Genomic DNA, 23,895 nt, shown 5'->3' on the forward strand with positions numbered 1-23,895 from the left:
CCTCAGCTGCGCGGCGACGCCAGGCCGTGCTCGTAGGTGTAGATGACCGCCTGGATCCGATCGCGGAGGGCGAGCTTCTGCAGCACCTTCGACACGTGCGACTTCACGGTCGCCTCGCCGACGAAGAGCGTGGTCGCGATCTCCTGGTTGGACAGCCCCTGGGCGACCAGCTGCAGGACCTCGCGCTCGCGCTCCGTCAGCTGCCCGTATTCGGCGCCGGTCGTCGGCCCGGCCGGGACGGTGTGATCCTCCACGGTGTCCTCGACGGCGGGGGCCTGCCGGGTGAACCCCTCGATGACCCGGCGGGTGACCGCCGGCGAGAGGAGCGCCTCCCCGCCCGCGATCACCGAGACCGCGGCGACGAGTTCCTCCGGCGACGAGTTCTTCAGGAGGAACCCGCTCGCACCGGCCCGGAGCGCCTCGGCCAGGTAGTCGTCGCGGTCGAAGGTGGTGAGGATGAGGACGGCGGCGTGCACCTCGGGGTCCGCGACGATCCGGCGGGTGGCCTCGAGGCCGTCCATACCCGGCATCTGGACGTCCATGCAGATCACGTCCGGCGCGAGCGTCGTCGCCAGCGCGACGGCCTCGGCGCCGTCCGACGCCTCACCGACGATCTCGATCCCGGGCTGCGAGCCCAGGATGATGCGGAAGCCGGCGCGCAGCAGCTCCTGGTCGTCGACGAGGAGGATGCGGGTGGGCTGCTCGGTCATGCCTGGTCCTTCGTCGTGGTGGTCTGGGGTCGTCCTGCGGAGGAGGAAGCGAGGCGGGCGTCGGCGATGGACGCGGCGACGGGCTCCATCGCCTGGTCGCCCGGCCGGCCGAGCGGGATGGCGGCCCGCACGAGGAAGCCGCCGCGGGCGCGGGCCCCGACCTCGAGGACGCCGCCCGACGACGCCACGCGCTCCCGCATCCCGATGAGTCCGAGCCCACCGCGGCGGGCCACCGTCGGGACGGTCCCCGTGTTCGTGACCTCGAGCTCGACCGCGTCGTCCAGATAGCGGAGCCTGAGTTCGGCCGTGGCCGTGGTGCCGCCGTACTTGCGGGCGTTCGTGAGCGCCTCCTGAGCGATCCGGTACAGGTTGAACGACACGACGGCCGGGATCGCGACCGGTGTGCCCACGAGTTCGAACCTCGTCGGCAGCCCGTTCGCCGTTGATTCATCGGCGAGCCGGCCCAGCTGGCCGACGCCGACGGTCGACGGGCTGCTCTCCTCGTCGGTCGGTTCGCCGTGGGCGCGAAGGGTGCCGAGCATCTTGCGCAGCTCGTCGATCGCGCTCCGAGCGCCGAGCTCGACGTTCGTGAGCGCATCCCGCGCGGCGGCCGGGTCCGCATCGAGCACGGTGCGCGCGGCACCGGCCTGGACCCCCATGACCGAGACGTGGTGGGCGACGACGTCGTGCAGCTCGCGCGCGATCCGCACCCGCTCGAGGGCGACCGCCTGCCGGGCGGACCGGGCGCGCTCCGCCTCGAGCTCGGCCGTGCGCTGCTCGAGCGCCGCCCGCTCCCGGGAGGACTGGTACACGCGCTCGCCGAAGAAGTACGCGGCTCCGAAGTAGAGGATGTTCGTCAGGATCTGGATGAGGATGAACGCCACGAGGGGCGAGAAGAGCCCCACCCGGGAGAGGCTGGGCAGCGCGTCGGGGTCGGTCGCCTGGATGAACATGGAGACGAGCAGCCAGACGAACATGGCGACGATGATGAGCACGCGGACCAGCGCAGCGCGACGTCGGTTCGGAACCCATGCCCCGACCGTGTAGATCGCGAGGAACAGGGCGATGTTCGTGAAGAGGACCTCGGGTACGAGCACCGTGCCGCCCACGATGAACATGACGGCGACGACGATCGAGACGGAGCACGGGAAGCGGCGACGGAACGCGAGCGGCGCGGTGATGCCGATCGCCCAGAGGACGGACGCCCACATCGGTGCGGGCTCGGGGTAGAACCCGGCGATCGTGTACAGCGTCAGGCTGAGGAGGGTGCCGACGCCGAGGGCGACGGCGAGGATGATGTCGGATCGCTGTTCCGACGGCGTCGCGGCCGGACGCCGCCACTCGGCGTCGTAGGGGTCGACCGGGCGGTCCTCCTGCTGGTCGACGGCGGGCTCGCTCATGCCGTCCACGCTAGCGCGACGCCCCGCCGGGGACATCCGTCGAGCGACGGAGCGCGGCGGTCCGGAGCTCGAACAAGAGCCCGGAGCGGCACTCAGGAGAGTGCTGCTCCGGGCTCCTCCGCGGCACGGTCGGGTCAGGCCGCGGATCGCCCCGTGATCCCGGCGGTCGACGTGATGACGTCCGCCATCTTCTTGCCGAGCGCCTCATAGAACATCGACAGGGGGAACTCGTCGTCGAGGACCGCGTCGGTGAGTCCGCGCGGCGGTCCGCTCAGGATCTCGTCGGACAGCCCACGCGCCCACTGCGACGCGGGGTGCGGCGTCAGCGTCGTCCGGACGAGCTCGTACGCGGCGAGCCAGTGCGCGGTCTTCGGACGGTCGATCGATCGCCAGTACAGCTCGTCGATGCTCTCGCCGAGCCGCACGACCACGTCGGGGACCTCGTCCCAGTCGATCGTGAGCCTGGTGTCGGTCCAGTGCAACACGCCGTGTTGGTGCATCCACGCGAAGAGCAGCTGGCCGCCGACGCCGTCGTAGTTCCGGACGCGCGAGCCGGTGATGGCGAACCGGAAGATGCGGTCGAAGATGATCGCGTACTGCACGAGCTTCGCGTGCTCGAGGATCGCGGCCTCCGCCGCATCGAGCGCCTCGGTCTCCGCGCGGGTCGTCAGCGTGCGCTCCAGCCGGACCGACTCGCGGAACGCCGTGAGGTCGCATCGGAGCTCCTCAAGGGAGTACAGGAAGAACGGCATCCGCTGCTTGATCATGAACGGGTCGAACGGGAGGTCACCGCGCATGTGCGTGCGGTCGTGGATGAGGTCCCACATGACGAAGGTCTCCTCGGCCAGCTGCTGGTCGTCCAGGAGGGACGCGGCATCGGCCGGGAGCTCGAGCTTGGTGATCTCGGCAGCGGCTCGGACGACCCGACGGTACCGGGCAGCCTCGCGGTCCTGGAAGATCGCGCCCCAGGTGAACGCCGGGATCGCGCGCATCGCGACCGTCTCGGGGAAGAGGACCGCGGAGTTCGTGTCGTACCCCGGCGTGAAGTCGAGGAAGCGGATCGGCACGAAGAGCGCGTTCGTGTAGTCGCCGGCCTCGAGCGCGGCGATGAACTCGGGCCAGATGACCTCGACGAGCACGGCCTCGATGTGGCGGTCGGTCGAACCGTTCTGCGTGACCATCGGGAACACGACGAGGTGGCCCAGGCCGTCCACGCGATGCCGCTCGGGGTGGAAGGCGACGAGCGAGTCGAGGAAGTCCGGGACGCCGAAGCCGTCGCGCTCCCAGCGGTCGAAGTCGGCGACGAGGGCGTCGAGGTACTCGGCGTCGTGCGGGAAGTTCGGAGCGAGGGTACGGACGCTCGCGACGATCGTGGCGACGTGCCCTGCCGCCGGCCCGTGGTCGCTCGCCTCGGGGATCGAGCCGTCCTTCACCTGGACGGCCTGCAGCGCGGTCGCGGCGGCCTTGAGGTCCGTCCAAGCCGGGTGCCCGACGAGTGCGGCGGCGTCTTCGACGACCTCCGGCTCTCCGACGATGCTCTTCGTGTGGGTGGTGGCGACGTTCGACATGGTGAACCTCCTTCCGCGTGCGCAGGCGTCGCCCGGGGTGGGTGACGATTCCTTCGAGCGTAGGGGCGGAAGGGGTGCGGATTTCTTGCGTCAGGAGCGACTTCGCTGCAACATTCGGCCGTTCGCGCTGGGGAACTGCACGGTCGGCCGCGGCGGGCCCCTACCCCCAGCGGCGCTTGATCCAGCGGTCGAGGACACCGACGAGCGCATCGGTGATCGCGCCGAGCAGCGCGAGCACGATGATGACGAAGAAGATGCGGTCGACCCGGCCGTTGTTCTGCGAGTCCACCAGGCGGAATCCGAGTCCCATGGACGAGGCGATGAGCTCCGCCGCCACGAGGAACAGCCACGACTGCGCCAGCGCGAGCCGGAGGCCGGAGACGACCGAGGGCGTCACGGCGGGCAGCTGCACCGTCCGGAACAATGCGACACCGTTCAGGCCGAACGCGCGGCCGGCCTCGACCAGGTGCTTGTCGACGTGGCGGAGCGCGGCGGAGACCGTCGTGTACACCGGGAAGAACGCGCCGATCGCGATGAGCGTGATCTTCGACTCCTCACCGATCTTCAACCAGAGGATGAGCAGCGGGACCCACGCGAGCGACGGGACGGCCCGGATCGCCGCGAAGGTCGTCGACAGCAGGATGTCGCCGAGGCGTGAGAGCCCCACGACCGCGCCGAGGACGAGACCGAGCACGGCACCGATGAGGAACCCGATGAGGACGCGCTGCACCGAGATGGCGACGTCCTGCTGCAGCCAGCCGCGCTGCGCGAGATCCACGCCGGCCGCCCAGACCTCCGCGGGTGCCGGGAGTTGCGAGGCCGGCACGAGGCCGAACGCGGTGACGAGCTGCCAGGCCCCGAGGATGACGACGGGGACGAGGAAGCCGCCGAGGACGACGACGATCCTGCGGGACCCGAGGACGGCGCGCGCTTCGCGGCCGGACTGGGTCGCCTGGGCACCCGCGAGACCTGCGGTCGGGGTGCCGAGTCCGGGTTGGTCGCTCACGGGTTCCTCTCGGGACGGTTCATCGGGTGGCCCTTCGACAAGCTCAGGGACCGGGGTTGGGCTTCAGGGGCCGGGTTGGGCTTCAGGGACCGGGGTTGGGCTTCAGGGACCGGGTGGGAATGGCGCCGGACTACTTCGCGCCGATGGCGGACGGGTCCGCGTCGTCCACGAAGCTCGGATTGAAGAGGTCGGCCAGGGCGTCGTCGACCTTGTCCTGCGACGACACGTCGCCGGACTCCACGAAGATCGGGCCGATGATCGACAGGACCTGCTCCTGCGCCTTGCCCGGGGCCGGGTCGACGTCGAGGTTCGAGCGCTCCGTGATCACCTTCGTCGCCACGGCGAGGTCGAGGCCCGCGGCGTCCGCGAGGATCTGCGCCGTCTCGTCGGGGTTCGACGCAGCCCATTCACGAGCGTGCTCGTAGGCGTTCACGACGGTCTGCGCGACGTCAGGACGCTCGTCGATGAAGGACTCGGTCGCGGCCAGGATGCCGTAGCTGTTGAAGTCGACGTTGCGGTAGATGAGCTTCGCGCCCGCCTCCTCGGCGCCGGCCATGATCGGGTCGAGACCGGCCCACGCGTCGACGGAACCGTTCTGCAGGGCCGCCCAGCCGTCGGCGTGCTGGAGGTTCTCGATCGTGACGTCTGAGGCGGACAGACCGGCCTCCTCCAGTGCCTGCAGGAGGAAGAAGTAGGGGTCGGTGCCCTTCGTCGCGGCGACCTTCTTGCCCTTGAGCTCGGCGACGTCCGTGATCGTCGATCCCTGGCCGACGACGATCGCCGACCACTCGGGCTGCGAGAAGACGTCGATCGCCTGGATGGCCGATCCGTTCGCCCGGTTCAGGAGCGCGGCGGACCCGGCGGTGGACCCGACGTCGATCGCGTCGGCCCGCAGTGCCTCGTTGGCCTTGTTGGAGCCGGCCGACTGGACCCAGTTGACGGTGATGTCCTGGTCGTCGAGTGCGTCCTCGAGCCAGCCCTGGTCCTTGATGATGAGCGAGAGCGGGTTGTAGGTCGCGAAGTCGATGTTGAGCGTGCCGCCCTCGGTGGTGCCGGCGGTGCTGTCGCCGCCGGCCGCAGGAGCGTTCTCGCCCGCGACGCAGCCGCTGAGGAGGAGCGCTGCGGCGGCGGTCGCGGCGACGAGGGCCGCGCGCCCGGCGCGGGAGGTGGTGAAGCGGCGTCGTGAGGTCATGCGTTGGTCCTTGCTGTGGATCGGTGCGGGATGACGGCGGAGGTGGTGGGTGGCTCAGTACGGGAAGTGCGGGATGGACGGCAGCCGTTGGTCGCCTCGGGCGAGACCGTGGCGGTCGATGCCGAGTCCGTCGAGGAGACGGCCGCGCAGCTCGGCGAGCTCTGCCGACCCGCGGTCGCGCGGGCGGTTGCCGGGGACGGTCACGGTCTGGGCGATGGTCGAACCGGGGTGTCCCTCCTCGCGACCCAGGAGGATGACCCGGTCGGCGAGCTGGAGGGCCTCGTCGACGTCGTGCGTCACGAGCAGGATGGTGGTGGGTGCGGCGAGGTGGATGGCGAGCAGCAGGTCCTGCATCTTCAGCCGGGTGAGGGCGTCGAGGGCGCCGAACGGCTCGTCGAGGAGCAGGACGCCCGGCCGGCGGGCGAGGGCCCTGGCGAGCGAGGCGCGTTGCGCCATGCCGCCGGAGACCTCGCGTGGGCGGTGCTCGGCGAAGTCCGCGAGCCCGACGAGTTCGAGCAGCTCGGCGACGCGGGCACGCCCTTCGGCCGCGGGTGTCCGCTTGGGCAGACCGAGTGCGACGTTCGCCGCGATCGTGCGCCAGGGGAGGAGTCGAGGCTCCTGGAAGCCGAAGGCCGTGCGCGGGTCGATGCCGGCGACGGGTGTGCCGTCGATGAGCACGGAGCCGGCGGTCGGGTGGTCGAGACCGGCCGCGATCCGCAGCAGCGTGGACTTGCCGCAGCCGCTCGTACCGAGGATCGCCACGACCTCGCCGGCCTCGGCGGTGATCGTGACGTCGCGCAGCACGGGCCGCGGGGCGTCGGCGCGTTTGCCGGCGCCGCTCGCGAAGGTGCGGCCGACCCCGGCGAACGCGACCGTGGAGGCACGATTCGCCGAGCCGACGGGGACGGCGTCGCGGGTGACCGGCGAGCTCGCGGCGAGCGGGCTTGGGGCAGCGTTCGTCATGGGTCTCGGGCTCCAGGGGTGGGGTGCCCGCCATGCTACGCGAGGGTGTCGGACCGCTCTCGGTCGCAGAAACAGAGCGTCACATTGGCGTCCGCCGGTGACATCCGGAGGGTTCCGGTGTTATGCGTCCGCTACCAGCTGCCGACCTGCGTGAGGGCGACGTCGAGGATGGCGACGGCCTCCTCCCGGTTGACCCGGGCGAGCAGCAGTGCGCTGACCGACAACGACGTGAGCTGCCGGGCGGCCGCGGCGAGTTCGTCCGCGTCCGCCTCGGGACGGGCGAGGGCGAGGGCGTCCGAGACCGCGGTCGTGAGCTCGGCACGGTAGCCGTCGACGACCTCGCGCAGTGCATCGTCGTGGGCCGCGAGTCCGGCCGCGCTGTTGAGGAGGAGGCAACCGCGGCGGGGGGAGTCGTCGGGCAGGGTCGCGATGACCGTCTGCACGCCGGAGAAGTAGGTGGTGAGCCCGGCTCTGCCGTCCGTCGCCCGCGCGAGGACCGAGAGGCGCGGTCGGATGACGGTGTCGAGGTAGTCCTGCACGGCGGCGTCGAACAGCCCGCGCTTGCTGTCGAAGGCGTGGTAGAGGCTCGACCGCCGCAGACCGGTGGCCGCTTCGAGGTCGGCGAGCGAGGTCGCCTCGTACCCGCGGTCCCAGAAGACGTCGCGCGCCGCCTGGACGACGGCGACGGTGTCGAACTCCTGCGTGCGTCCCATGGGTGCCTCCTCTGGCTCGGCCGGCCCTCCGGACAGGCGGGTTGTGTACCGAGCGTTCTACTATTATAGTAGACCCATCGGTACAGAATGTCGCTCCGCCCGGACGACTCGACGCCGATCTCCCGGAAGGCCCGCCCATGCTCGTCGTCAGTCTCGTCCTCGTCGGCATCGCCGCCCTCCTGCACGTCTACATCTTCGTGCTCGAGTCGCTGCGCTGGACCGAGCCGGCCACCCGCAAGACCTTCGGCACCTCGGAGCTCGAGGCCGAGACCACCCGCGGCCTCGCGTACAACCAGGGGTTCTACAACCTGTTCCTCGCGATCGGCACCATCGTCGGCATCGTCTTCCTCATCACCGGCTCGACCGGTATCGGCGCGGCCCTCATCTTCGCCTCGGCGGGTTCGATGCTCCTCGCCTCGCTCGTCCTCATCACCTCGGACCGCACGAAGGCCCGCGCCGCGATCGTCCAGGGGACCACCCCGTTGCTCGGACTCATCGCGCTCGTCATCGCACTGGCCGTCTGACCCCTCCGCGACGCCCCAGGCGTCACCCCGTCCGCAACCCGACGACGTGCTGCGCCCACCCACCGAAGCATCGAATCACCGCACCAAGGAAAGGCACCACATGAACACCCCCGCGCTCAGCACCCAGATCCAGCTCGTCTCGCGACCGGTCGGCTGGCCGACCGAGTCCGACTTCCGGACCGTCTCCGTCGAACTCCCGGAGCTCGCGCCGGGTCAGCTCCGGGTCCAGAACCTCTTCCTCTCCGTCGACCCCTACATGCGCGGCCGCATGAACGACGCCCGCTCCTACGTCGCGCCGTACCAGCTCGGTGAGACCATGACCGGCGGAGCCATCGGCCGGGTCGTCGAGTCGGCCGCCGAGGGCTTCTCCGTCGGCGACGTCGTCCTGCACCAGTTCGGCTGGCGCGACCTCGTCCAGGAGGACGCCAGCGGGTTCCGCGTCGTCCCTGAGCTCCCCGGCGTCCCGCTGTCCGCCTACCTCGGCGTCCTCGGCATGACGGCCCTCACCGCGTACGTCGGTCTGCTCGAGGTCGCCAAGTTCCGCGAGGGCGACACGGTGTTCGTCTCCGGTGCGGCAGGTGCCGTCGGCACGATGGTCGGCCAGATCGCCCGTCTCAAGGGCGCGAAGCGCGTCATCGGTTCGGCCGGATCGGCTGAGAAGGTCGCCCTGCTGACGGAGAAGTACGGCTACGACGCCGCGTTCAACTACAAGGACGGCCCCGTCACCGAGCAGCTCGCGGCCGCGGCACCCGACGGCATCGACGTCTACTTCGACAACGTCGGCGGCGAGCACCTCGAAGCGGCGATCGACGCCTTCAACGACGGCGGACGCGCAGCGCTCTGCGGCGTCATCTCGCAGATCAACGACACCGAGCGTGCCGAGGGTCCCCGCAACCTGTCGAACATCGTGACCCGGGGGCTCACCCTCACGGGCTTCACCGTCGGCAACTACACGCAGCACTTCCCGGCGTTCTCGGCTGAGATGGGCGCCTGGTTGCAGAACGGCGACGTCGTCTTCGACGAGACCGTCTACGAGGGCCTCGACCACACGCTCGACGCGTTCCTCGCCCTCATGCGCGGCGCCAACACCGGGAAGATGGTCGTCAAGCTCTGACGCGATCCCTCGATCTCGCCTGACGCCGGCGATCGACGGCCCGTCCACCCACTCCGGGTGGACGGGCTGTTCGTCGTCGTCAGACCGCTGCGAGGACCCCGCCGGCCGCATCGATTCGGGCCATCGCGAGGCGTTCTGCGGCGACGAGCGTCGTGACGCCCTCCGCTGCGGCGTCCCGGTAGATCGACTGCACGGTGCGCCCGATCGCCGACACCCGCTGCTCGATGGCTGCGGCATCGGCGCCCGGTTCGGACGCCATGGCGAGGTAGATCACGCCGCCGGCGTTCGCGACGAAGTCCGGCGCCCACAGGATGCCGCGCTCTTCGAGGGCCACCGCGTCGGCGCGGGAGGCGAGCTGGTTGTTCGCCGCCCCGACCACGGCGCGACACCGCAGCTGCCCGATCACCCGGGCGTTCAGGGCACCGCCGACACCGCACGGCACGAAGAGGTCCGTCTCGACGAGATGCTCGTCGCCCGGTTCGATCCAGCTGGCGCCGATCTCCTCGGCGAGGGCGCGCTTCCGCGGGTCGACGTCGGTGACGATGAGGCGGGCCCCCTCGGCCGCGAGCCGTCGGGCCAGACGGCCGCCGACCTGACCGAGCCCGGAGATCGTCGCCCGGTGGCCCGCGACGAGCGGGGTGCCGAAGACCGTCTCGAGCGTCGCGGTGATGGCCGCGTGCACACCGGCCGCCGTCGCCTCGCTCGGTTCGCCCACACCACCGCGATCCGTCGGCAGCCCGCTGACGTGGTCGGTCCGCTCGGCGACGACGGCCATGTCGTCGGCGGTCGTGCCGACGTCCTCCGCGGTGCGGTACGCGCCACCGAGGGCTTCGACCGCGTCGCCGAGGTCGAGCATCGCGTCGCGGCGCTCCGCGGGGTCGAGGGTCGTGCCGACGGGCAGGTGGATGACGGACTTGCCGCCGCCGTGCGCGAGACCGGCGGCCGCGTTCTTCATCGTCATCCCCGCCGCGAGGCGGAGGGAGTCGTCGACGGCCTCGAGCCAGGACCCGTACCGCCAGAGTCGCGCTCCGCCGAGGGCCGGTCCCAGGGCGGTGGAGTGCAGGGCGACGCTGATGGTCAGCCCGGAGCGCGGTCCGCGGCTGATGGAGAGGCGTTCGTGGGGGAGGGTGGTGCTGTGCATCGCGTCGCTGGACGCGACCGGGTCGAATGACGTCATCGTCGGATCTCCTCGTGGGTGATTGGTGCGGGCTCCTGGTGGGAGCGGATCGCGGGGCGATGGTGGTGCCCGGCTCTCCTCCCCAGATTCTCCACGCCGACCGCCCGCTCCACAACCGTCGGCTCGACCGGGCCGCCGGACGGGCTGCACCTAGGCTGGACGGCATGGGTGGAGTGCTGACGGGGTTCGCGATCATCGGCACCGTCATCCTCGTCGGCTACCTCGCCGGGCGTCTCGAGGTCGGGGGCCCGACGACCGGGCATGTGCTCAACCGGGTGGCGTTCTTCGTCACCAACCCGGCGCTGCTGTTCACCGTGCTCGCCACGGCCGACCTGCACGAGGTGTTCAGCAGTTTCATCTGGGTCGCCCTCGCGAGTGCCCTGTCGGCCGCCGCACTCTTCGTGCTGCTGAACGCCGTGTGGCTGCGCAAGGACCTCTCCGTCGCGACGATCGGTGCGCTCGGCTCGGGCTATGTCAACGCCAACAACATCGGCATCCCGGTGGCGGTCTACGTCCTCGGTGAGGCCGGCTACGTCGCCCCGGTCATCCTGCTGCAGCTGCTCGTCTTCGCTCCGATCGCGCTCACCATCCTCGATGTCAGACAGCGCGGTTCCGTCTCCTTCCTCGGCATCGTGACGCAACCCTTCCGCAACCCGATGATCGTCGCGTCGATCATCGGCGTCGTGCTCAACCTGTTCGGCGTCCGGCTCCCCGAGCCCGTCATGGCTCCGTTCGAGCTCCTCGGCGGCGCAGCCGTGCCGCTCATCCTCATGGCGTTCGGGATGTCGCTGCACGGCATGCGGCCGTTGCAGGCCGGCAGCGGACGTCGGGAGATCTTCGTGGCGACGGCGATCAAATCGGTCGTGATGCCCGTGTTCGCGTACCTCATCGCCCACTTCGGGTTCGGGCTGAGCGGCACGCCGTTGTTCGCCTCGGTCGTCCTCGCGGCCCTCCCGGCGGCCCAGAACGTCTACAACTTCGCCAGCCGATACGAGCAGGGTGTCACGCTCGCCCGCGACACGGTCCTGCTGACGACGATCCTCTCCGTGCCGGTCCTCGTCGTCGTCGCCGCCCTGCTCGCCTGACCCCCGGAGCCGGTCCGTCCCGAGCGCCGCTGTCCTCCGAAGTATGGACAGCGATGGCCGGAAAAGCCGAACGATCGCGACTACTCTTGGGCGGGCACGACTGAGATATACCACCGTCCAGTCCGGCGGAGCGCCGTCGGACCCGACCCGATGGGACGACATGACCGAAGGCACGACCCCACGACACGAACGTTCCGGAGACTGGGCCGCATCCCGCGAGACCGTCGGTGACGAGATGCTCGCGGTGCAGGACTTCTCCGGCGAGGAGGAGGGGTACCACAAGACCCTCAAGCCGCGACAGATCCAGATGATCGCGATCGGCGGCGCGATCGGCACCGGGCTCTTCCTGGGTGCGGGCGGCCGCCTGAACAGCTCCGGCCCGGCGCTCATCCTCGTGTACGCGCTCTGCGGGTTCTTCGCCTTCCTCATCCTGCGGGCCCTCGGCGAACTCGTCCTGCACCGTCCGTCCTCCGGCTCGTTCATCTCCTACGCGCGTGAGTTCTACGGCGAGAAGATGGCGTTCGGCGCGGGCTGGTTGTACTTCCTCAACTGGGCGATGACGTCGATCGTCGACGTCACGGCCGCAGCGCTCTACATCAAGACCTTCGGCAAGCTGTTCGGTTGGAAGGAGCTCGAGGACTTCCCGCAGTGGGTCTTCGCGCTCGCCGCCCTGGTGGTCGTGCTGGCGCTCAACCTCGTCTCCGTCAAGCTGTTCGGGGAGATGGAGTTCTGGTTCGCGCTCATCAAGGTGTCGGCGCTCGTGATCTTCCTCATCGTCGGCGTCTGCTTCATCATCTTCGGTGGCCGGACCGACATCGGCGCCGTCGGATTCTCGGTCATCGGCGACAACGGCGGGCTGTTCCCGGTCGGCGCCTTCGCCCCGATGATCGCGATCTCCGGTGTGGTCTTCGCCTACGCGGCCATCGAGCTCGTGGGTACGGCGGCCGGTGAGACGGCCGAACCGAAGAAGATCATGCCGAAGGCCGTCAACACGGTCATCTTCCGCATCGCGATCTTCTACGTCGGCTCGGTGCTGCTCCTCTCGCTCCTGCTGCCCTATACGGCCTACCAGGCCGGCGAGAGCCCGTTCGTCACCTTCTTCTCGCACATCGGGTCGGAGCAGGCCGGGGCGATCTCGGCGTCCGTCATGAACTTCGTGGTCCTGACCGCGGCGCTGTCGAGCCTCAACGCGGGCCTCTACTCGACCGGTCGCATCCTCCGCTCGATGGCCGTCAACGGTTCGGCCCCCGCGTTCACCGGCAAGATGAGCAAGAACGGCGTCCCCTTCGGCGGCATCCTGCTCACCGCAGCGCTCACCCTGCTCGGCGTCCTGCTGAACGCGCTCTACCCGTCGAAGGCGTTCGAGCTCGTGCTCGAGATCTCGGCCATCGGCATCATCGGCGGCTGGGCGACGATCATCCTCTGCCAGATCCAACTGCAGCGCTGGGCGAAGCAGGGCAAGGTCGAGCGGCCGGCGTTCCGCCTGTTCGGAGCACCGTTCACGTCGTATCTGACGCTCGCGTTCCTCCTGTTCGTCCTCGTGACCATGGGCTTCTCGGAGACCGGGCGCTGGGTCCTCGCCTCCCTCATCGTCCTCATCCCGATGCTCATCGTCGGATGGTTCGCCGCCAAGCCGCGGATCATGGCCGCCGCAGCCGCACGCGAGGGGCACACGGGCACCTGGCCGGTGGTGGCCGAGCGTCCCGCCATCGATGCGAACAAGCGGAAGCGCGGGGGCGCACCGCGGTCCTAGCGCGGGAACGGACGACGCCGGGTCGGCGGTCCGCGGCGAATCGCTAAGCGATAGTGATCACTTCGGGCCGGTTTCGAGCATTCCCTTGCACCTCGGGTGTCGGTTCAGCAGGATGTGGGCAACCTCTTCCGTGCACCACCGGACCCCGCTGGAGTTCCCGTGAACCGTCGTCTCCGTCTCGTCGCCGTGCTCGCCGCGTGCGGCATCGTCGTCGCCACACCGCTGAGCGCTGCGGCGCAAGCACCCGCCCCGACCTCGGCCGACACGGTCGCCTACGAGCCGAGCAACGCGATCATCGCGAATCCCGAGCGCGGCTTCGACCACACGAACAACACCCACTACTACCCCGAGGGGACCGAGGGTGGGACGGGGTACACGCCGCTCGACGTCGCCACCCTGGCGTCCTACCGCGAGGAGGGCATCACCGAACTCGTCCGCGTCTTCTATATGGAACGGTTCGTGGCCGAGCCGACCCTCGACCCGGCCTGGCTCGCGCTCGTCCAGGCGGACTTCGACGCGGCTCGCACCGCCGGCATCTCGATCATCCCCCGCTTCGCGTACCTCGCCGGAGGCGACTGGCCCTACACGCCGCCCTATGGCGACGCGCCGCTCGACATCGTGCTCACCCACATCGAGCAGCTCACGCCGATCTTCCAGGACAACGCCGACGTCATCTCCGTCGTCCAGGCCGGCTTCGTCGGCCTCTGGGGTGAGGGCTACTACACGGACCGCTTCGCCGCGGACCCGGCGAACCCCGGTGTCCTCACGGACGAGGACTGGGCGAAGCGTCGCGCGGTCGTCGAGGCGCTCCTCGAGGCGGTTCCGGCCGACCGCTCCATCCAGGTGCGGACCATGAACATGAAGCAGAACATCCTCGGGGTGCCGTCCGGGACCGCTGGGGCCATCACCGAGGCGCAGGCGTTCGACGGCAGCGCCATCTCGCGCATCGGTCACCACAACGACTGCTTCCTCGCGGCGCCCGACGACTGGGGCACGTACCTGTCCGACCCGATCTCCCTCGATCAGGACTACCTCGCGCAGGAGAGCGACTGGGTGCCGGTCGGCGGTGAGACCTGCAACGTGAACCCGCCGCGGTCGGAGTGGGCGACCGCCTCGGCCGAGATGGAACGCTACAACTTCAGCTACCTCAACTGGGACTACCTGCAGGACGTCCTGCAGTCCTGGGGACAGGAGAACCTCGACACGACCGCGAAGCGACTCGGCTACCGCTTCGTCATGACGGAGAGCTCGGTCGTGGACGGCACGCTCTCGCTCACGGTCCGGAACGACGGTTGGGCGGCTCCGTACAACAGCCGGCCTGCCTACCTGGTCCTGTCGAACGCCGAGCGCACGGTGCGCGTCCCGTTCGGTTCGGACGCCCGCACGTGGGGTGCGGGGGAGACCGTCACGCTCCAGGCGTCACTCGCCGACGTCCCGGCCGGTCGCTACGACACGGCGCTGTCGCTGCCGGCCACGCACGAGTCGGTCGCGGCCAACCCGCTCTACGCCGTCCAGACGGCGAACCTCGGCACCTGGGACCCGGCGACCGGCGTGAACAGCCTGCAGCGTCAGGTGACCGTCGGCGCCGACGGGGTCGTCATGGACGAACCGGTCGCCGGTGCTGCGGCCAGACTGCCCGACACCGGCGTCGCCTCAATCGCGCCCGCGTGGCTGGGTGGCAGCGTGATCGCCCTCGGTGCCCTCGCGCTGGTCCTCTCCCGCCGCCGGGTCTCCTCGCCCGCGTCCTGATCGGGGGACGTTCACAACTCCTGCTCGATCGGGGCGGCTACCGCCTCCGGTGTCGGACAGGGCCGCCGAGGCATGACCTGCAGGAGTTGTGAACACGGTTCGGACGGTCGGGCGGTCGAGCGCCGGACGGTTGGGTGAGGCGGGGCCAGCGGGTGCCTGTCCGCGGGCGAGGCCGTCTGCCGTGTTCACAACTCCTGCTGAGTGCTCGTTCTCGGCGCCTGGGGTCCCAGCTGAGCGCTGGCGTGCTCCGACAGCACGAGTTGTGGGCGGTGCGGAGCGGTGTCAGCCGAAGATCATCGGCGAGTCGTCGTCCTCTTCCTCGGAGAGGGTGAAGTCGAGGTCGACGACGACGGGCACGTGGTCGCTCGGGCTGTCACCCTTGCGCTCGTTGCGGTGGATCGACGCCTCGACGACGTGATCCGCGAACGCCTGCGAGCCGTAGATGAAGTCGATCCGGAGGCCCTCGTTGCGCGGGAACCGGAGCTGCTTGTAGTCCCAGAAGGTGTAGCCCTCGGGGACGAACGGGCGGACGGTGTCCTGGAGTCCCGCGTCGACGAAGGCGGCGAGAGCGGCGCGCTCCGGCGCGGAGATGTGGGTCGAGCCCGGGCCGAAGCTCGGGTCGCCGACGTCGGAGTCGAGCGGCGCGACGTTCCAGTCACCCATGAGCGCGAGCGGCAGCTCGGGGTTCTCGGCGAGCCAGGAGCGGGTGTCGGCTTCGAGCGCGGCGAGCCAGCGGAGCTTGTAGTCGTAGTGCGGGTCGCCGACCGCGCGGCCGTTCGGGACGTACAGGCTCCAGAGGCGGACGCCGTCGACCGTCGCGCCGATGGCTCGCGCTTCGAGCGGCAGGCCGTCGGCGTCGAAGCCGGGACCGTCCAGCGCGAGGCTCGCCGGTGGCTTGCCGAAGCCCGGCATGTCGGGGAAGCCGATCTGCACGTCCTCCATCGGGAGGCGGCTGGCGATGCCGACGCCGTTCCACTGGCTGAGCCCGTGGAGCTCCACCTGGTAGCCGGCCTTCGTGAAGGCCTCCATCGGGAACTGCTCGGGCTTGCACTTGAGCTCCTGCATGGCGAGGACGTCGACGTCCTCACGGACGAGCCAGTCGACCACGCGGCCGACGCGGGTACGGATCGAGTTGACGTTCCAGGTGGCGATGCGCATGCCCCAACGCTATCGAACCTGCCCCGCCCTCCGTCTCCGTCCGATGTCCCCAACTCAGGAGACGCGGGGCGTGTCGCCCGGGCGTGCCGCCGGTGAGCCCCGACACGCCGGAGGCTTCCTGAGTGAGGGACGGAGGACGAGGCGTCGGGCAGGACGACGGGTGGGGGATTGAGCGGAGGTTCCCAGGGATGGCGCGCAGGTGTCGCGTAGCGTCGAGGGTATGACGACGTCCACCGCCGCCACGTTCAGCCTGTCCGCCGCCTCGACCGGAGGGGACAGCGCCCTCGGAGGGGTCGCCGACTGGGCGGTCGACCTCATGGAGACGTTGGGCGGTCCGGGGGCCGGACTCGCCATCGCCCTCGAGAACCTCTTCCCGCCGCTGCCGAGCGAGATCATCCTCCCGCTCGCCGGATTCGCCGCCAGTCAGGGCAAGCTCGGACTCGTCGAGGTCCTCATCTGGACGACGGCCGGTTCCGTGATCGGTGCGCTGGCCCTCTACGCGATCGGGGCGGTGCTCGGACGCGACCGGATGCGCCGGCTCGCCGAGCGCGTGCCGCTCGTGCACGTCGAGGACGTCGACCGCGTCGAGGCCTGGTTCCAGAAGCATGGCTCGAAGGCGGTGTTCTTCGGGCGGATGCTCCCGATCTTCCGGAGCCTCATCTCCGTCCCCGCCGGCGTCGAACGGATGCCGGTCCTGCGGTTCACGCTGCTCACCTTCGCGGGCAGCGCCATCTGGAACACCATCTTCGTGCTCGCCGGGTTCTTCCTCGGCGAGCAGTGGCACATCGTCGAGGAGTACGCGGGCATCCTCCAGAAGGTGGTCATCGCGGGTGTCGTCATCGCCCTCGGCGTCACGATCTGGAAGGGCGTGAAGCGGTATCGCCGGGAGCGCAGCGGCGCCGGTCGGGCCGAGGGCTGACCGTCCCCACCTGGACCGTTCTCAGGACTCTTGCGGTGTGTCCGGGGTTCCAGCCACCGGCGCGCCGACGGACTCCTGAGAACGGTCCCGCTCACACCCAGCGGGGCGTGGTGAGTTCCTCGGGCTCCGGCGCGGTGTGCGAGGCGGCGACCGACTGCGCCTCCACGCGGATGGCGTCGAGGACCGTCCGCACCGCCAGACGTTCGGCGCGGTCGGGACGCGACAGGGCGACGATCCGACGCGTCGCGTCGAGCCCCGCGAGCGGACGGAGGACGATGCCGCGCTCCGGCCCGCTCGCCGTGTACCGCGGGAGGAGGCCGATACCGAGGCCCGCCGCGACCATCGCCTCCGCGATGCGGTTGTCGCTCACCCGCTGCACCACTCGGAGCTCGCCGCCCGATTCTGCCTCGATGCTGCGGAGCAGGCGGTCGAGCGGATAGCCGACCGGCACGCCGATCCAGGACTCGTCAGCGAGGTCCGCCGGAGTCAGGACGGTCTGGCCACTGAGGCGATGCCCGACCGGCAGCACGACGTCGAGTGGCTCGGAGAGCAGCTGCGCGATGCGGAGACCGCGACGGACCCAGTTGCGCTCGCCGCTGATCGCCTGCGCGATGACGATGTCGAAGTCGGCCGCCAGGTCGGGGAAGTCCTCGAGGTCGGGGTCGCGGTCGCTCACGACGACCCGCAGGCCGGGCACCGCTTCGAGCGTGCGGAGCACGGCGGGGACGACCATCTGCCCGAAGGTGGGGAAGGTCGCGACCGTGACGGTGCCGATCGGACGGTTGCGGTACTCGTCCCATACGCTCGTCGCCCGTTCGATCGCGACGGCGACGTCCGTGGCGCTGGCTGCGAGTGCCCGGCCGGCGTCGGTGAGGACGAGCCCGCGGCCACGTCGTTCGGTGAGCGGCAGGCCGGCCTCGCGCTCGAGGACCTTGAGTTGTTGGGAGACCGCGGACGGGGTGCGGTGCGTGGCCTCCGCGACGGCGTGCACGGTGCCGCGCTCGGCGAGTTCGCGAAGCAGGTCGAGTCGGCGGACATCCATGTAGTGATGCTACCGAGTGACGTCAGTATTGTTCGCTTGTCCTTCACGACCAACAGGCGTTTCATAGAACCATGACCATCTATCTCGGCATCATCGCCCTCCTCGCTGCGAGTGCAGCCGTCGGATCGGTCGTCGTCGTCAAGCGCGACGGCTACCGTGCCATCCCGGCCCGCACCTACCCGAAGTCCTTCTAAGACCTCGCACCCGCCGGCCCGACCGGCGCATCCGACCTCCTCGCGACTCGTCGCCGGGAGGTCGTTCCATGTCCCCCCCTCGACAGGCTCGGGGACCGGGGTGGGGGCTCGGGACCGGGGTGGGGCTCAGGCGAGGAAGCCGCGGAGGAGCGCCTCGGAGCCGGCGACGTGCTCGGCCATCGCCTGCGCCGCCTCCTCGGGGTGACCGCGCAGGATCGCCTTGACGATGCGCTCGTGCTGCTCGTCGGAGTGCGCGATGTTGACGGCCAGCAGCGGGATGCCGTTCAGGAGTTCGTTGACCCGCATGCGCGACTCGGCGACGAGCGGCAGCAGGCTGGGTGCCCCCACGAGCTCCGCGATGAGCAGGTGGAGGCGGGAGTCGTGGCGGCGGTAGTCGGCGGGCGCCGCGTCCCGGCAGTCTCCGAGTGCCTGCCAGAGTCGTTCGCGGTCGGCGCCGGACAGCTTGCACTGCGCAGCCTCGCGCGCCGCACCGACCTCGAGGATGCTGCGGAGCGTGAGCGTGTCCTCGATCTCCGCTGCCGAGATCGCGACCCGGCCGACCTCGGGGGAGTCGGCCGCGTTGATCGCCTCGTCGTCGGGCAGCTCGGCCATGACGAACGTCCCGCCGTAGCGCCCGCGCCGCGAGGTCAGGAAACCGGCTTCGGTGAGCGCGGCGATCGCATCCCGCACGGTGTCGCGACTGACCCCCTGCATCGTCGCGAGTTCACGCTCGGCCGGCAGGCGACCGCCCGGCTCGATGAGCCCGAGTCGGATGGACTGCAGGAGCCGCTGGACGGTCTCCTCGAAGGCGTTCCCGGCGCGGCCCGGACGCAGGAGGAGCTCGGCGCTGAGCACCTCGGTCGCCTCGTCGCCCTTCCGCGTCTCGCTCATCGGATCAGTCTATTTCCCCGGGGTCGCGTCCCCCGCCCGGGCATGTCGTCAGCTCATTCCGGCGTCACGTAGGCGGAGGAGATGCCACCGTCGACGAGGAACGTCGACCCGGTGATGAAGGACGAGTCGTCGCTCGCGAGGAAGGCGACGGAGGCGGCCAGCTCCTCGGGCTCCGCGAACCGACCGAGGGGGATGTGCACGAGTCGACGCTGCGCACGGACCGGGTCCTTCGCGAAGAGCTCCTGCAGCAGCGCGGTGTTGACGGGACCCGGGCACAGGGCGTTGACGCGGATGCCCTGCCGCGCGAACTGCACGCCGAGCTCGCGGCTCATCGCGAGCACTCCGCCCTTCGACGCCGTGTAGGAGATCTGCGAGGTGGCCGAACCGAGGACGGCGACGAACGACGCCGTGTTGATGATCGAGCCCTTCCCCTGCCGCACCATGTGGCGGATGGCGGCGCGGGAGCACAGGTAGACCGACTTGAGGTTCACGTCCTGCACGCGCTCCCAGGCCGGGAGCTCGGTCGTCTCGATCGAGTCGTCGTCGGGCGGGGAGATGCCGGCGTTGTTGAAGGCGATGTCGACCGAGCCGTAGGTCTCGGCCGCCGTGTCGAACAGGTGGTCGACCTGCGCCTGGTCGGTCACGTCCACCTGGACGAAGAGCCCACCGACGAGCTCGGCCGCCGCCTGGCCGGTCGTCGGGTCGAGGTCGCCGATGACGACGGTCGAGCCCTCCGCGGCGAAGCGCTTCGCGGTGGCGAGGCCGATGCCGCTCGCGCCGCCGGTGATCACGGCGACCTTGCCGGCGAGCCGCTGGGTGAGGTCGATGGGGGTGATGGTCATGTGGTGCTCTTTCTCTCTGCCCCGCCCTTCGACAAGCTCAGGGACCGGGGTGGTGCTCAGGGACCGGGGTGGTGCTCGGGTACCGGGGTGGTGCTCGGGTACCGGGGTGGTGCTCGGGTACCGGGGTGGTGCGGCCCTTCGACAAGCTCAGGGACCGGGGTCGACGGCGAGGAAGACGTTCTTCGTCTCGGTGAAGGCGAGCGGGGCGTCGGGACCGAGCTCGCGCCCGAGACCCGACTGCTTGAACCCGCCGAAGGGGGTGGAGTAGCGGACGGAGGAGTGGGAGTTGACGGACAGGTTGCCCGACTCCACCGCCCGAGCGGCCCGCATCGCACGGCCGATGTCGCGGGTCCAGATCGAGCCGGAGAGGCCGTACTCCGTATCGTTCGCGAGCGTGAGGGCGTCGGCCTCGTCCTCGAAAGGCAGGACGGCGACGACGGGACCGAAGATCTCCTCCCGGACGGTGCGGTCGTCGCGGCCGGGCGTCAGCACCGTCGGCGCGAACCAGTACCCCGGGCCGTCCGGGGCGCTCCCGGTGAAGGCGACCGGCGCGCCCTCGGGCACGTACGAGCGCACGGCGGCCAGATGCGGAGCGGAGACGAGCGGCCCCATCTCGGTGGCCTCGTCGTTCGGATCGCCGACGATCACACCCTGCACGGCCGGCTCCAACAACTCCATGAACCGCTCGTACACGCTCCGCTGGACGAGGATCCGGCTCCGGGCACAGCAGTCCTGGCCCGCGTTCTCGAAGACGCCGTAGGGGGCGGCGGCGGCCGCGCGTTCGAGGTCGGCGTCCGCGAACACGATGTTGGCGCTCTTGCCGCCGAGTTCGAGGGTGACCCGCTTCACCTGCTCGGCCGCGCCGGCCATGATGCGCTTGCCGACGGCGGTCGATCCGGTGAAGACCACCTTCCGGACGGTCTCGTTCGTGACGAAGCGCTCGCCGACGACCGACCCGCGGCCCGGCAACACCTGGAACAAGCCCTCGGGCAGGCCGGACTCGAGGGCGAGTTCACCGAGACGGATGCTCGTCAGCGGTGTCCACTCCGCGGGCTTCAGGACCACCGCGTTCCCCGCCGCGAGCGCCGGTGCGAACCCCCAGGCGGCGATCGTCATCGGGAAGTTCCACGGGGTGATGATGCCGACGACGCCGAGCGGTTCGTGGAAGGTGAGGTCGATGCCCCCGGCGACCGGGATCTGCTGACCGAAGAGCCGTTCGGGTGACGCCGAGTAGTACTCGAGCACGTCGCGGACGTGACCGGCCTCCCACCGCGCCTGGGTGATGGGGTGGCCCGAGTTGACGACCTCGAGGCTCGCGAGGTGCTCGCGGTCGGCGTCGACCGATGCGGCGAATCGGCGGAGCGCCTGGGCGCGGTCGGCGGGGCTGACGGCCGCCCAGGACCGCTGAGCGACGGCGGCGCGGGCGATGGCGGCGTCCGTCTCGGCGAGGTCGAGGTGATCGACGGTCGTGACGACGTGCTCGTTGGCCGGATTGAGGATCGTGTAGCTCACGGTGCGGTGCTCCTGCTCTCGGTGCCGGGTGTGGTGCTGGTGCTGATCCCTGCGGTGGTCCCGGCGTCGCGGTGGCGACGCGCGGCGTCCACGAGCCCGGCGAAGAGACGGCGGTCGGCGGTCTCCTCCTCGGGGTGCCACTGCACGGCGAGGCCGAAGGGGACCGTCGGCAGCTCGACCGCCTCGATGACGCCCTCCTCGGTGCGGGCGGTGACGACGAGCCCGTCGGCGACGCGGTCGATCGACTGGTGGTGGTAGACGTGCACGTCGAGCTCGTCGTCGTCCTGCCGGAGCAGCGCGGCCAGTCGCGAGTCGGCGTCGATCGCGACGGTCTTCGGGCCGAAGACGCCCTCGCCGGGCTGGAAGGAGTCGTCGCCGACGAGGTCGGGGAGATGCTGGACGAGCGTCCCGCCGAGCGCGACGTTGAGCAGTTGCGCGCCACGACAGATGCCGAGGAACGGCAGCTCGGCGTCGATCGCCGCCGTGAGCAGCGCCTCCTCCCAGGCGTCCCGATCCGTCCGCGGACGACCCGTGCGTGGATGGGCGACCTGACCGTACAGGCCGGGGTCGACGTCGGCGCCACCCGAGACGATGAGGCCGTCGAGGCGGGCCAGCACGGACGCGGCCACGGCGCGAGTGACCGGCTGGGGTGGGAGGAGGACCGCGATCCCGCCCGCATCCGTCACGGCGTCGAGGTACACCTTCGGGAGGAAGGACGCCGGGACGTCCCACACACCGGTCTGGGCCTGCTCGAGGTAGGTCGTGATGCCGATGAGCGGAGCGCTCGAGACGGGCGGGTCGGTCGCTGGGACGTTCGGGTCAGAGGCGTTCAAAGCCGCGCACCCGCTCCCAGTCCGTCACCGCGGCGTCGAAGGCGGCGAGTTCCACCTTCGCGAAGTTCAGGTAGTGGTCGACGACCTCGTCGCCGAAGGCCTCGCGGGCGATCCTGGACTGCGAGAAGAGCTCGGCCGCCTCCCGGAGCGAGGTCGGGACGCGGGGCGCGCCGCCCGTGTACGCGTTGCCGTTGGTCGGGTCCTCGAGCTCCAGTTCGTTCTCGATGCCGTGCAGTCCGGCGGCGATGAGGGCTGCGACGGCGAGGTACTGGTTGACGTCGCCGCCCGGCACCCGGTTCTCGACGCGCATGCCGAGCCCCCGGCCGACGACCCGGAGCGAGCACGTGCGGTTGTCGTGTCCCCAGGCGACGGCCGTCGGGGCGAAGCTGCCGTCGACGTAGCGCTTGTAGGAGTTGATGTTCGGGGCGAAGAACATCGTCAGCTCGCGCATCGCGGCGAGCTGCCCGGCCAGGAAGTGCCGGAAGAGCTTCGACATGCCGTCGGGCGCGTCGGGGTCCGCGAACACGGCCGAACCGTCCTCGCCGCGGAGGCTGATGTGGATGTGGCAGCTGTTGCCCTCGCGCTCGTCGAACTTCGCCATGAACGTGAGGCTCTTGCCGTGGGCGTCGGCGATCTCCTTCGCCCCGTTCTTGTAGATCGAGTGGTTGTCGCAGGTGACGAGAGCGTGGTCGTAGCGGAACGCGATCTCCTGCTGCCCGAGGTTGCACTCGCCCTTGACGCCCTCGCAGTACATGCCGGCGCCGTCCATGGCGTTGCGGATGTCGCGCAGCAACGGCTCCATGCGGGTCGACGCGAGGATCGCGTAGTCGATGTTGTAGTCGGTGGCGGGGGTCAGCTTCGTGTAGTCCTTCGCCCAGGCCTCCCGGAAGGTGTCGTCGAAGACGAGGAACTCGAGCTCCGTGCCGACGAACGGGACGAGGCCGCGTTCGGCGAGCCGTTCGAGCTGGGCGATGAGGATCTGACGGGGTGAGGCGACCACCGGGGCGTCGTCGAGCCACTGGAGGTCGGCGGTGACGAGGGCCGTGCCCGGCAGCCAGGGCACGCGGCGGAGCGTCGAGAAGTCGGGGACCATCGCCATGTCGCCGTAGCCGCGTTCCCAACTCGACATCGCGTAGCCGTCGACCGTGTTCATCTCGACGTCGACCGCGAGCAGGTAGTTGCAGCACTCCGCCCCGTGCTCGGCGACGTCCTCGACGAAGAGGCGGGCCGAGACGCGCTTGCCGATGAGTCGGCCCTGCATGTCGGTGAACGCGAGGATCACGGTGTCGATCTCGCGCGCGGCGACGGCCGTCGTGAGCTCCTCGAGCGTCAGGTTTCCTGAGCGTGGGTGCATGGCAGCTCCTCGTTGATCCGGGGGACCCGTCGTCGGCGTTCTGCCTCGATGGAGAACTGAAAGGTCGCGAACTCGACCATTACATCACAACGCCTCCAGCGGATCGATGCATTTGTGAGACGGATTTCCTCACAAAGGTATGTACACGCGACCATTGCAGGTCCTAGAGTCGGGCCAACCGAATCTGAGGACGTTG

At 70.1% G+C, this 23,895-nt stretch carries 22 protein-coding genes; 7 read left to right on the forward strand and 15 right to left on the reverse strand.

What is annotated here, in order from left to right; all coding sequences use genetic code 11:
- Nucleotides 1-2: 2 nt before the first annotated feature.
- The 7 genes from CCK91_RS04760 to CCK91_RS04790 form a co-directional block, all read right to left on the reverse strand.
- Nucleotides 3-710, reverse strand: a complete 708-nt coding sequence (locus CCK91_RS04760) for a response regulator (RefSeq protein WP_086473066.1) — start codon at nt 708-710, stop codon at nt 3-5.
- Nucleotides 707-2,110: a sensor histidine kinase gene (locus CCK91_RS04765; protein WP_086473179.1), complete on the reverse strand. Its 1,404-nt coding sequence runs from the start codon at nt 2,108-2,110 to the stop codon at nt 707-709. Before CCK91_RS04765 ends, CCK91_RS04760 begins: the two co-directional genes overlap by 4 nt.
- Nucleotides 2,111-2,244: 134 nt before the next feature.
- On the reverse strand, nt 2,245-3,678 hold the full coding sequence (locus CCK91_RS04770; RefSeq protein WP_086473067.1) for a DUF6421 family protein: 1,434 nt from the start codon (nt 3,676-3,678) through the stop codon (nt 2,245-2,247).
- Nucleotides 3,679-3,838: 160 nt separating this feature from the next.
- Entirely contained in the window at nt 3,839-4,684 is an 846-nt protein-coding gene (locus CCK91_RS04775) for an ABC transporter permease (protein ID WP_086473068.1), read from the reverse strand.
- 130 nt (nt 4,685-4,814) lie between these two features.
- The gene (locus tag CCK91_RS04780; protein WP_086473069.1) at nt 4,815-5,876 is read right to left on the reverse strand and encodes an aliphatic sulfonate ABC transporter substrate-binding protein; all 1,062 of its coding nucleotides are present in this window, start codon (nt 5,874-5,876) and stop codon (nt 4,815-4,817) included.
- Between the two features lie 54 nt (nt 5,877-5,930).
- Nucleotides 5,931-6,839, reverse strand: a complete 909-nt coding sequence (locus tag CCK91_RS04785; RefSeq protein ID WP_086473070.1) for an ABC transporter ATP-binding protein — start codon at nt 6,837-6,839, stop codon at nt 5,931-5,933.
- A gap of 131 nt (nt 6,840-6,970) precedes the next feature.
- A complete protein-coding gene (locus CCK91_RS04790; protein WP_071262226.1) occupies nt 6,971-7,552 on the reverse strand; it encodes a TetR/AcrR family transcriptional regulator in 582 nt (193 codons plus the stop codon).
- A 137-nt stretch (nt 7,553-7,689) separates the two neighbouring features.
- Here CCK91_RS04790 and CCK91_RS04795 point away from each other — a divergent pair, with 137 nt between their 5' ends.
- Both CCK91_RS04795 and CCK91_RS04800 read left to right on the forward strand, forming a co-directional pair.
- Complete coding sequence (locus tag CCK91_RS04795; protein ID WP_086473071.1) at nt 7,690-8,076, forward strand: DUF1304 domain-containing protein; 387 nt, start codon at nt 7,690-7,692, stop codon at nt 8,074-8,076.
- 100 nt (nt 8,077-8,176) lie between these two features.
- Nucleotides 8,177-9,190: an NADP-dependent oxidoreductase gene (locus CCK91_RS04800; protein WP_086473072.1), complete on the forward strand. Its 1,014-nt coding sequence runs from the start codon at nt 8,177-8,179 to the stop codon at nt 9,188-9,190.
- A gap of 79 nt (nt 9,191-9,269) precedes the next feature.
- On the opposite strand, the gene CCK91_RS04805 is transcribed toward CCK91_RS04800, so the two are convergent.
- On the reverse strand, nt 9,270-10,367 hold the full coding sequence (locus CCK91_RS04805; protein WP_242664331.1) for a Glu/Leu/Phe/Val dehydrogenase family protein: 1,098 nt from the start codon (nt 10,365-10,367) through the stop codon (nt 9,270-9,272).
- A gap of 164 nt (nt 10,368-10,531) precedes the next feature.
- Here CCK91_RS04805 and CCK91_RS04810 point away from each other — a divergent pair, with 164 nt between their 5' ends.
- The 3 genes from CCK91_RS04810 (at nt 10,532) to CCK91_RS04820 (ending at nt 14,954) form a co-directional block, all read left to right on the forward strand.
- Nucleotides 10,532-11,452: an AEC family transporter gene (locus CCK91_RS04810; protein WP_086473073.1), complete on the forward strand. Its 921-nt coding sequence runs from the start codon at nt 10,532-10,534 to the stop codon at nt 11,450-11,452.
- A 160-nt stretch (nt 11,453-11,612) separates the two neighbouring features.
- Nucleotides 11,613-13,205, forward strand: a complete 1,593-nt coding sequence (locus tag CCK91_RS04815; protein ID WP_207568182.1) for an amino acid permease — start codon at nt 11,613-11,615, stop codon at nt 13,203-13,205.
- A 159-nt stretch (nt 13,206-13,364) separates the two neighbouring features.
- Nucleotides 13,365-14,954: a DUF4832 domain-containing protein gene (locus tag CCK91_RS04820; RefSeq protein WP_086473074.1), complete on the forward strand. Its 1,590-nt coding sequence runs from the start codon at nt 13,365-13,367 to the stop codon at nt 14,952-14,954.
- Between the two features lie 282 nt (nt 14,955-15,236).
- Here the strand turns inward: CCK91_RS04820 and CCK91_RS04825 are convergent, their stop codons facing one another.
- The gene (locus CCK91_RS04825; RefSeq protein ID WP_071262231.1) at nt 15,237-16,112 is read right to left on the reverse strand and encodes an exodeoxyribonuclease III; all 876 of its coding nucleotides are present in this window, start codon (nt 16,110-16,112) and stop codon (nt 15,237-15,239) included.
- Between the two features lie 220 nt (nt 16,113-16,332).
- On the opposite strand from CCK91_RS04825, the gene CCK91_RS04830 reads away from it, so the two are divergent.
- Nucleotides 16,333-17,031, forward strand: coding sequence for a DedA family protein (locus tag CCK91_RS04830; protein WP_086473075.1), 699 nt, complete (start codon nt 16,333-16,335; stop codon nt 17,029-17,031).
- A 91-nt stretch (nt 17,032-17,122) separates the two neighbouring features.
- On the opposite strand, the gene CCK91_RS04835 is transcribed toward CCK91_RS04830, so the two are convergent.
- Nucleotides 17,123-18,073 (reverse strand): LysR family transcriptional regulator, encoded by a 951-nt coding sequence (locus CCK91_RS04835; RefSeq protein WP_086473076.1) that lies wholly within the window; start codon nt 18,071-18,073, stop codon nt 17,123-17,125.
- 71 nt (nt 18,074-18,144) lie between these two features.
- On the opposite strand from CCK91_RS04835, the gene CCK91_RS20040 reads away from it, so the two are divergent.
- Nucleotides 18,145-18,267: a hypothetical protein gene (locus CCK91_RS20040; protein WP_255376692.1), complete on the forward strand. Its 123-nt coding sequence runs from the start codon at nt 18,145-18,147 to the stop codon at nt 18,265-18,267.
- A gap of 126 nt (nt 18,268-18,393) precedes the next feature.
- On the opposite strand, the gene CCK91_RS04840 is transcribed toward CCK91_RS20040, so the two are convergent.
- The 5 genes from CCK91_RS04840 to CCK91_RS04860 form a co-directional block, all read right to left on the reverse strand.
- The gene (locus CCK91_RS04840; RefSeq protein ID WP_086473077.1) at nt 18,394-19,158 is read right to left on the reverse strand and encodes a FadR/GntR family transcriptional regulator; all 765 of its coding nucleotides are present in this window, start codon (nt 19,156-19,158) and stop codon (nt 18,394-18,396) included.
- Nucleotides 19,159-19,211: 53 nt separating this feature from the next.
- Nucleotides 19,212-20,000 carry a 3-oxoacyl-ACP reductase gene (locus CCK91_RS04845; protein ID WP_207568183.1) on the reverse strand — a complete coding sequence of 263 codons (789 nt, stop codon included), beginning with the start codon at nt 19,998-20,000 and terminating at the stop codon, nt 19,212-19,214.
- A 147-nt stretch (nt 20,001-20,147) separates the two neighbouring features.
- The gene (locus CCK91_RS04850; RefSeq protein WP_086473078.1) at nt 20,148-21,512 is read right to left on the reverse strand and encodes an aldehyde dehydrogenase family protein; all 1,365 of its coding nucleotides are present in this window, start codon (nt 21,510-21,512) and stop codon (nt 20,148-20,150) included.
- Nucleotides 21,509-22,345: a gamma-glutamyl-gamma-aminobutyrate hydrolase family protein gene (locus tag CCK91_RS04855; protein ID WP_086473079.1), complete on the reverse strand. Its 837-nt coding sequence runs from the start codon at nt 22,343-22,345 to the stop codon at nt 21,509-21,511. Before CCK91_RS04855 ends, CCK91_RS04850 begins: the two co-directional genes overlap by 4 nt.
- On the reverse strand, nt 22,332-23,699 hold the full coding sequence (locus CCK91_RS04860) for a glutamine synthetase family protein (protein WP_086473080.1): 1,368 nt from the start codon (nt 23,697-23,699) through the stop codon (nt 22,332-22,334). The genes CCK91_RS04855 and CCK91_RS04860 overlap by 14 nt, the downstream gene beginning before the upstream one ends.
- Nucleotides 23,700-23,895 lie beyond the last annotated feature (196 nt).

It is taken from the genome of Plantibacter elymi (nom. nud.) (assembly GCF_900177795.1).
Lineage (GTDB): Bacteria > Actinomycetota > Actinomycetes > Actinomycetales > Microbacteriaceae > Plantibacter > Plantibacter elymi.

Excerpts from the sequence above, each read along its gene's own strand:
- CCK91_RS04835 (WP_086473076.1), bottom strand. The coding sequence starts at position 18,073 with ATGGATGTCCGCCGACTCGACCTGCTTCGCGAACTCGCCGAGCGCGGC.
- CCK91_RS04845 (WP_207568183.1), bottom strand. The coding sequence starts at position 20,000 with ATGACCATCACCCCCATCGACCTCACCCAGCGGCTCGCCGGCAAGGTC.
- CCK91_RS04830 (WP_086473075.1), top strand. The coding sequence starts at position 16,333 with ATGACGACGTCCACCGCCGCCACGTTCAGCCTGTCCGCCGCCTCGACC.
- CCK91_RS04785 (WP_086473070.1), bottom strand. The coding sequence starts at position 6,839 with ATGACGAACGCTGCCCCAAGCCCGCTCGCCGCGAGCTCGCCGGTCACC.
- CCK91_RS04770 (WP_086473067.1), bottom strand. The coding sequence starts at position 3,678 with ATGTCGAACGTCGCCACCACCCACACGAAGAGCATCGTCGGAGAGCCG.
- CCK91_RS04800 (WP_086473072.1), top strand. The coding sequence starts at position 8,177 with ATGAACACCCCCGCGCTCAGCACCCAGATCCAGCTCGTCTCGCGACCG.
- CCK91_RS04860 (WP_086473080.1), bottom strand. The coding sequence starts at position 23,699 with ATGCACCCACGCTCAGGAAACCTGACGCTCGAGGAGCTCACGACGGCC.
- CCK91_RS04765 (WP_086473179.1), bottom strand. The coding sequence starts at position 2,110 with ATGAGCGAGCCCGCCGTCGACCAGCAGGAGGACCGCCCGGTCGACCCC.
- CCK91_RS20040 (WP_255376692.1), top strand. The coding sequence starts at position 18,145 with ATGACCATCTATCTCGGCATCATCGCCCTCCTCGCTGCGAGTGCAGCC.
- CCK91_RS04780 (WP_086473069.1), bottom strand. The coding sequence starts at position 5,876 with ATGACCTCACGACGCCGCTTCACCACCTCCCGCGCCGGGCGCGCGGCC.
- CCK91_RS04795 (WP_086473071.1), top strand. The coding sequence starts at position 7,690 with ATGCTCGTCGTCAGTCTCGTCCTCGTCGGCATCGCCGCCCTCCTGCAC.
- CCK91_RS04840 (WP_086473077.1), bottom strand. The coding sequence starts at position 19,158 with ATGAGCGAGACGCGGAAGGGCGACGAGGCGACCGAGGTGCTCAGCGCC.
- CCK91_RS04825 (WP_071262231.1), bottom strand. The coding sequence starts at position 16,112 with ATGCGCATCGCCACCTGGAACGTCAACTCGATCCGTACCCGCGTCGGC.
- CCK91_RS04805 (WP_242664331.1), bottom strand. The coding sequence starts at position 10,367 with ATGACGTCATTCGACCCGGTCGCGTCCAGCGACGCGATGCACAGCACC.
- CCK91_RS04790 (WP_071262226.1), bottom strand. The coding sequence starts at position 7,552 with ATGGGACGCACGCAGGAGTTCGACACCGTCGCCGTCGTCCAGGCGGCG.
- CCK91_RS04810 (WP_086473073.1), top strand. The coding sequence starts at position 10,532 with ATGGGTGGAGTGCTGACGGGGTTCGCGATCATCGGCACCGTCATCCTC.
- CCK91_RS04760 (WP_086473066.1), bottom strand. The coding sequence starts at position 710 with ATGACCGAGCAGCCCACCCGCATCCTCCTCGTCGACGACCAGGAGCTG.
- CCK91_RS04815 (WP_207568182.1), top strand. The coding sequence starts at position 11,613 with ATGACCGAAGGCACGACCCCACGACACGAACGTTCCGGAGACTGGGCC.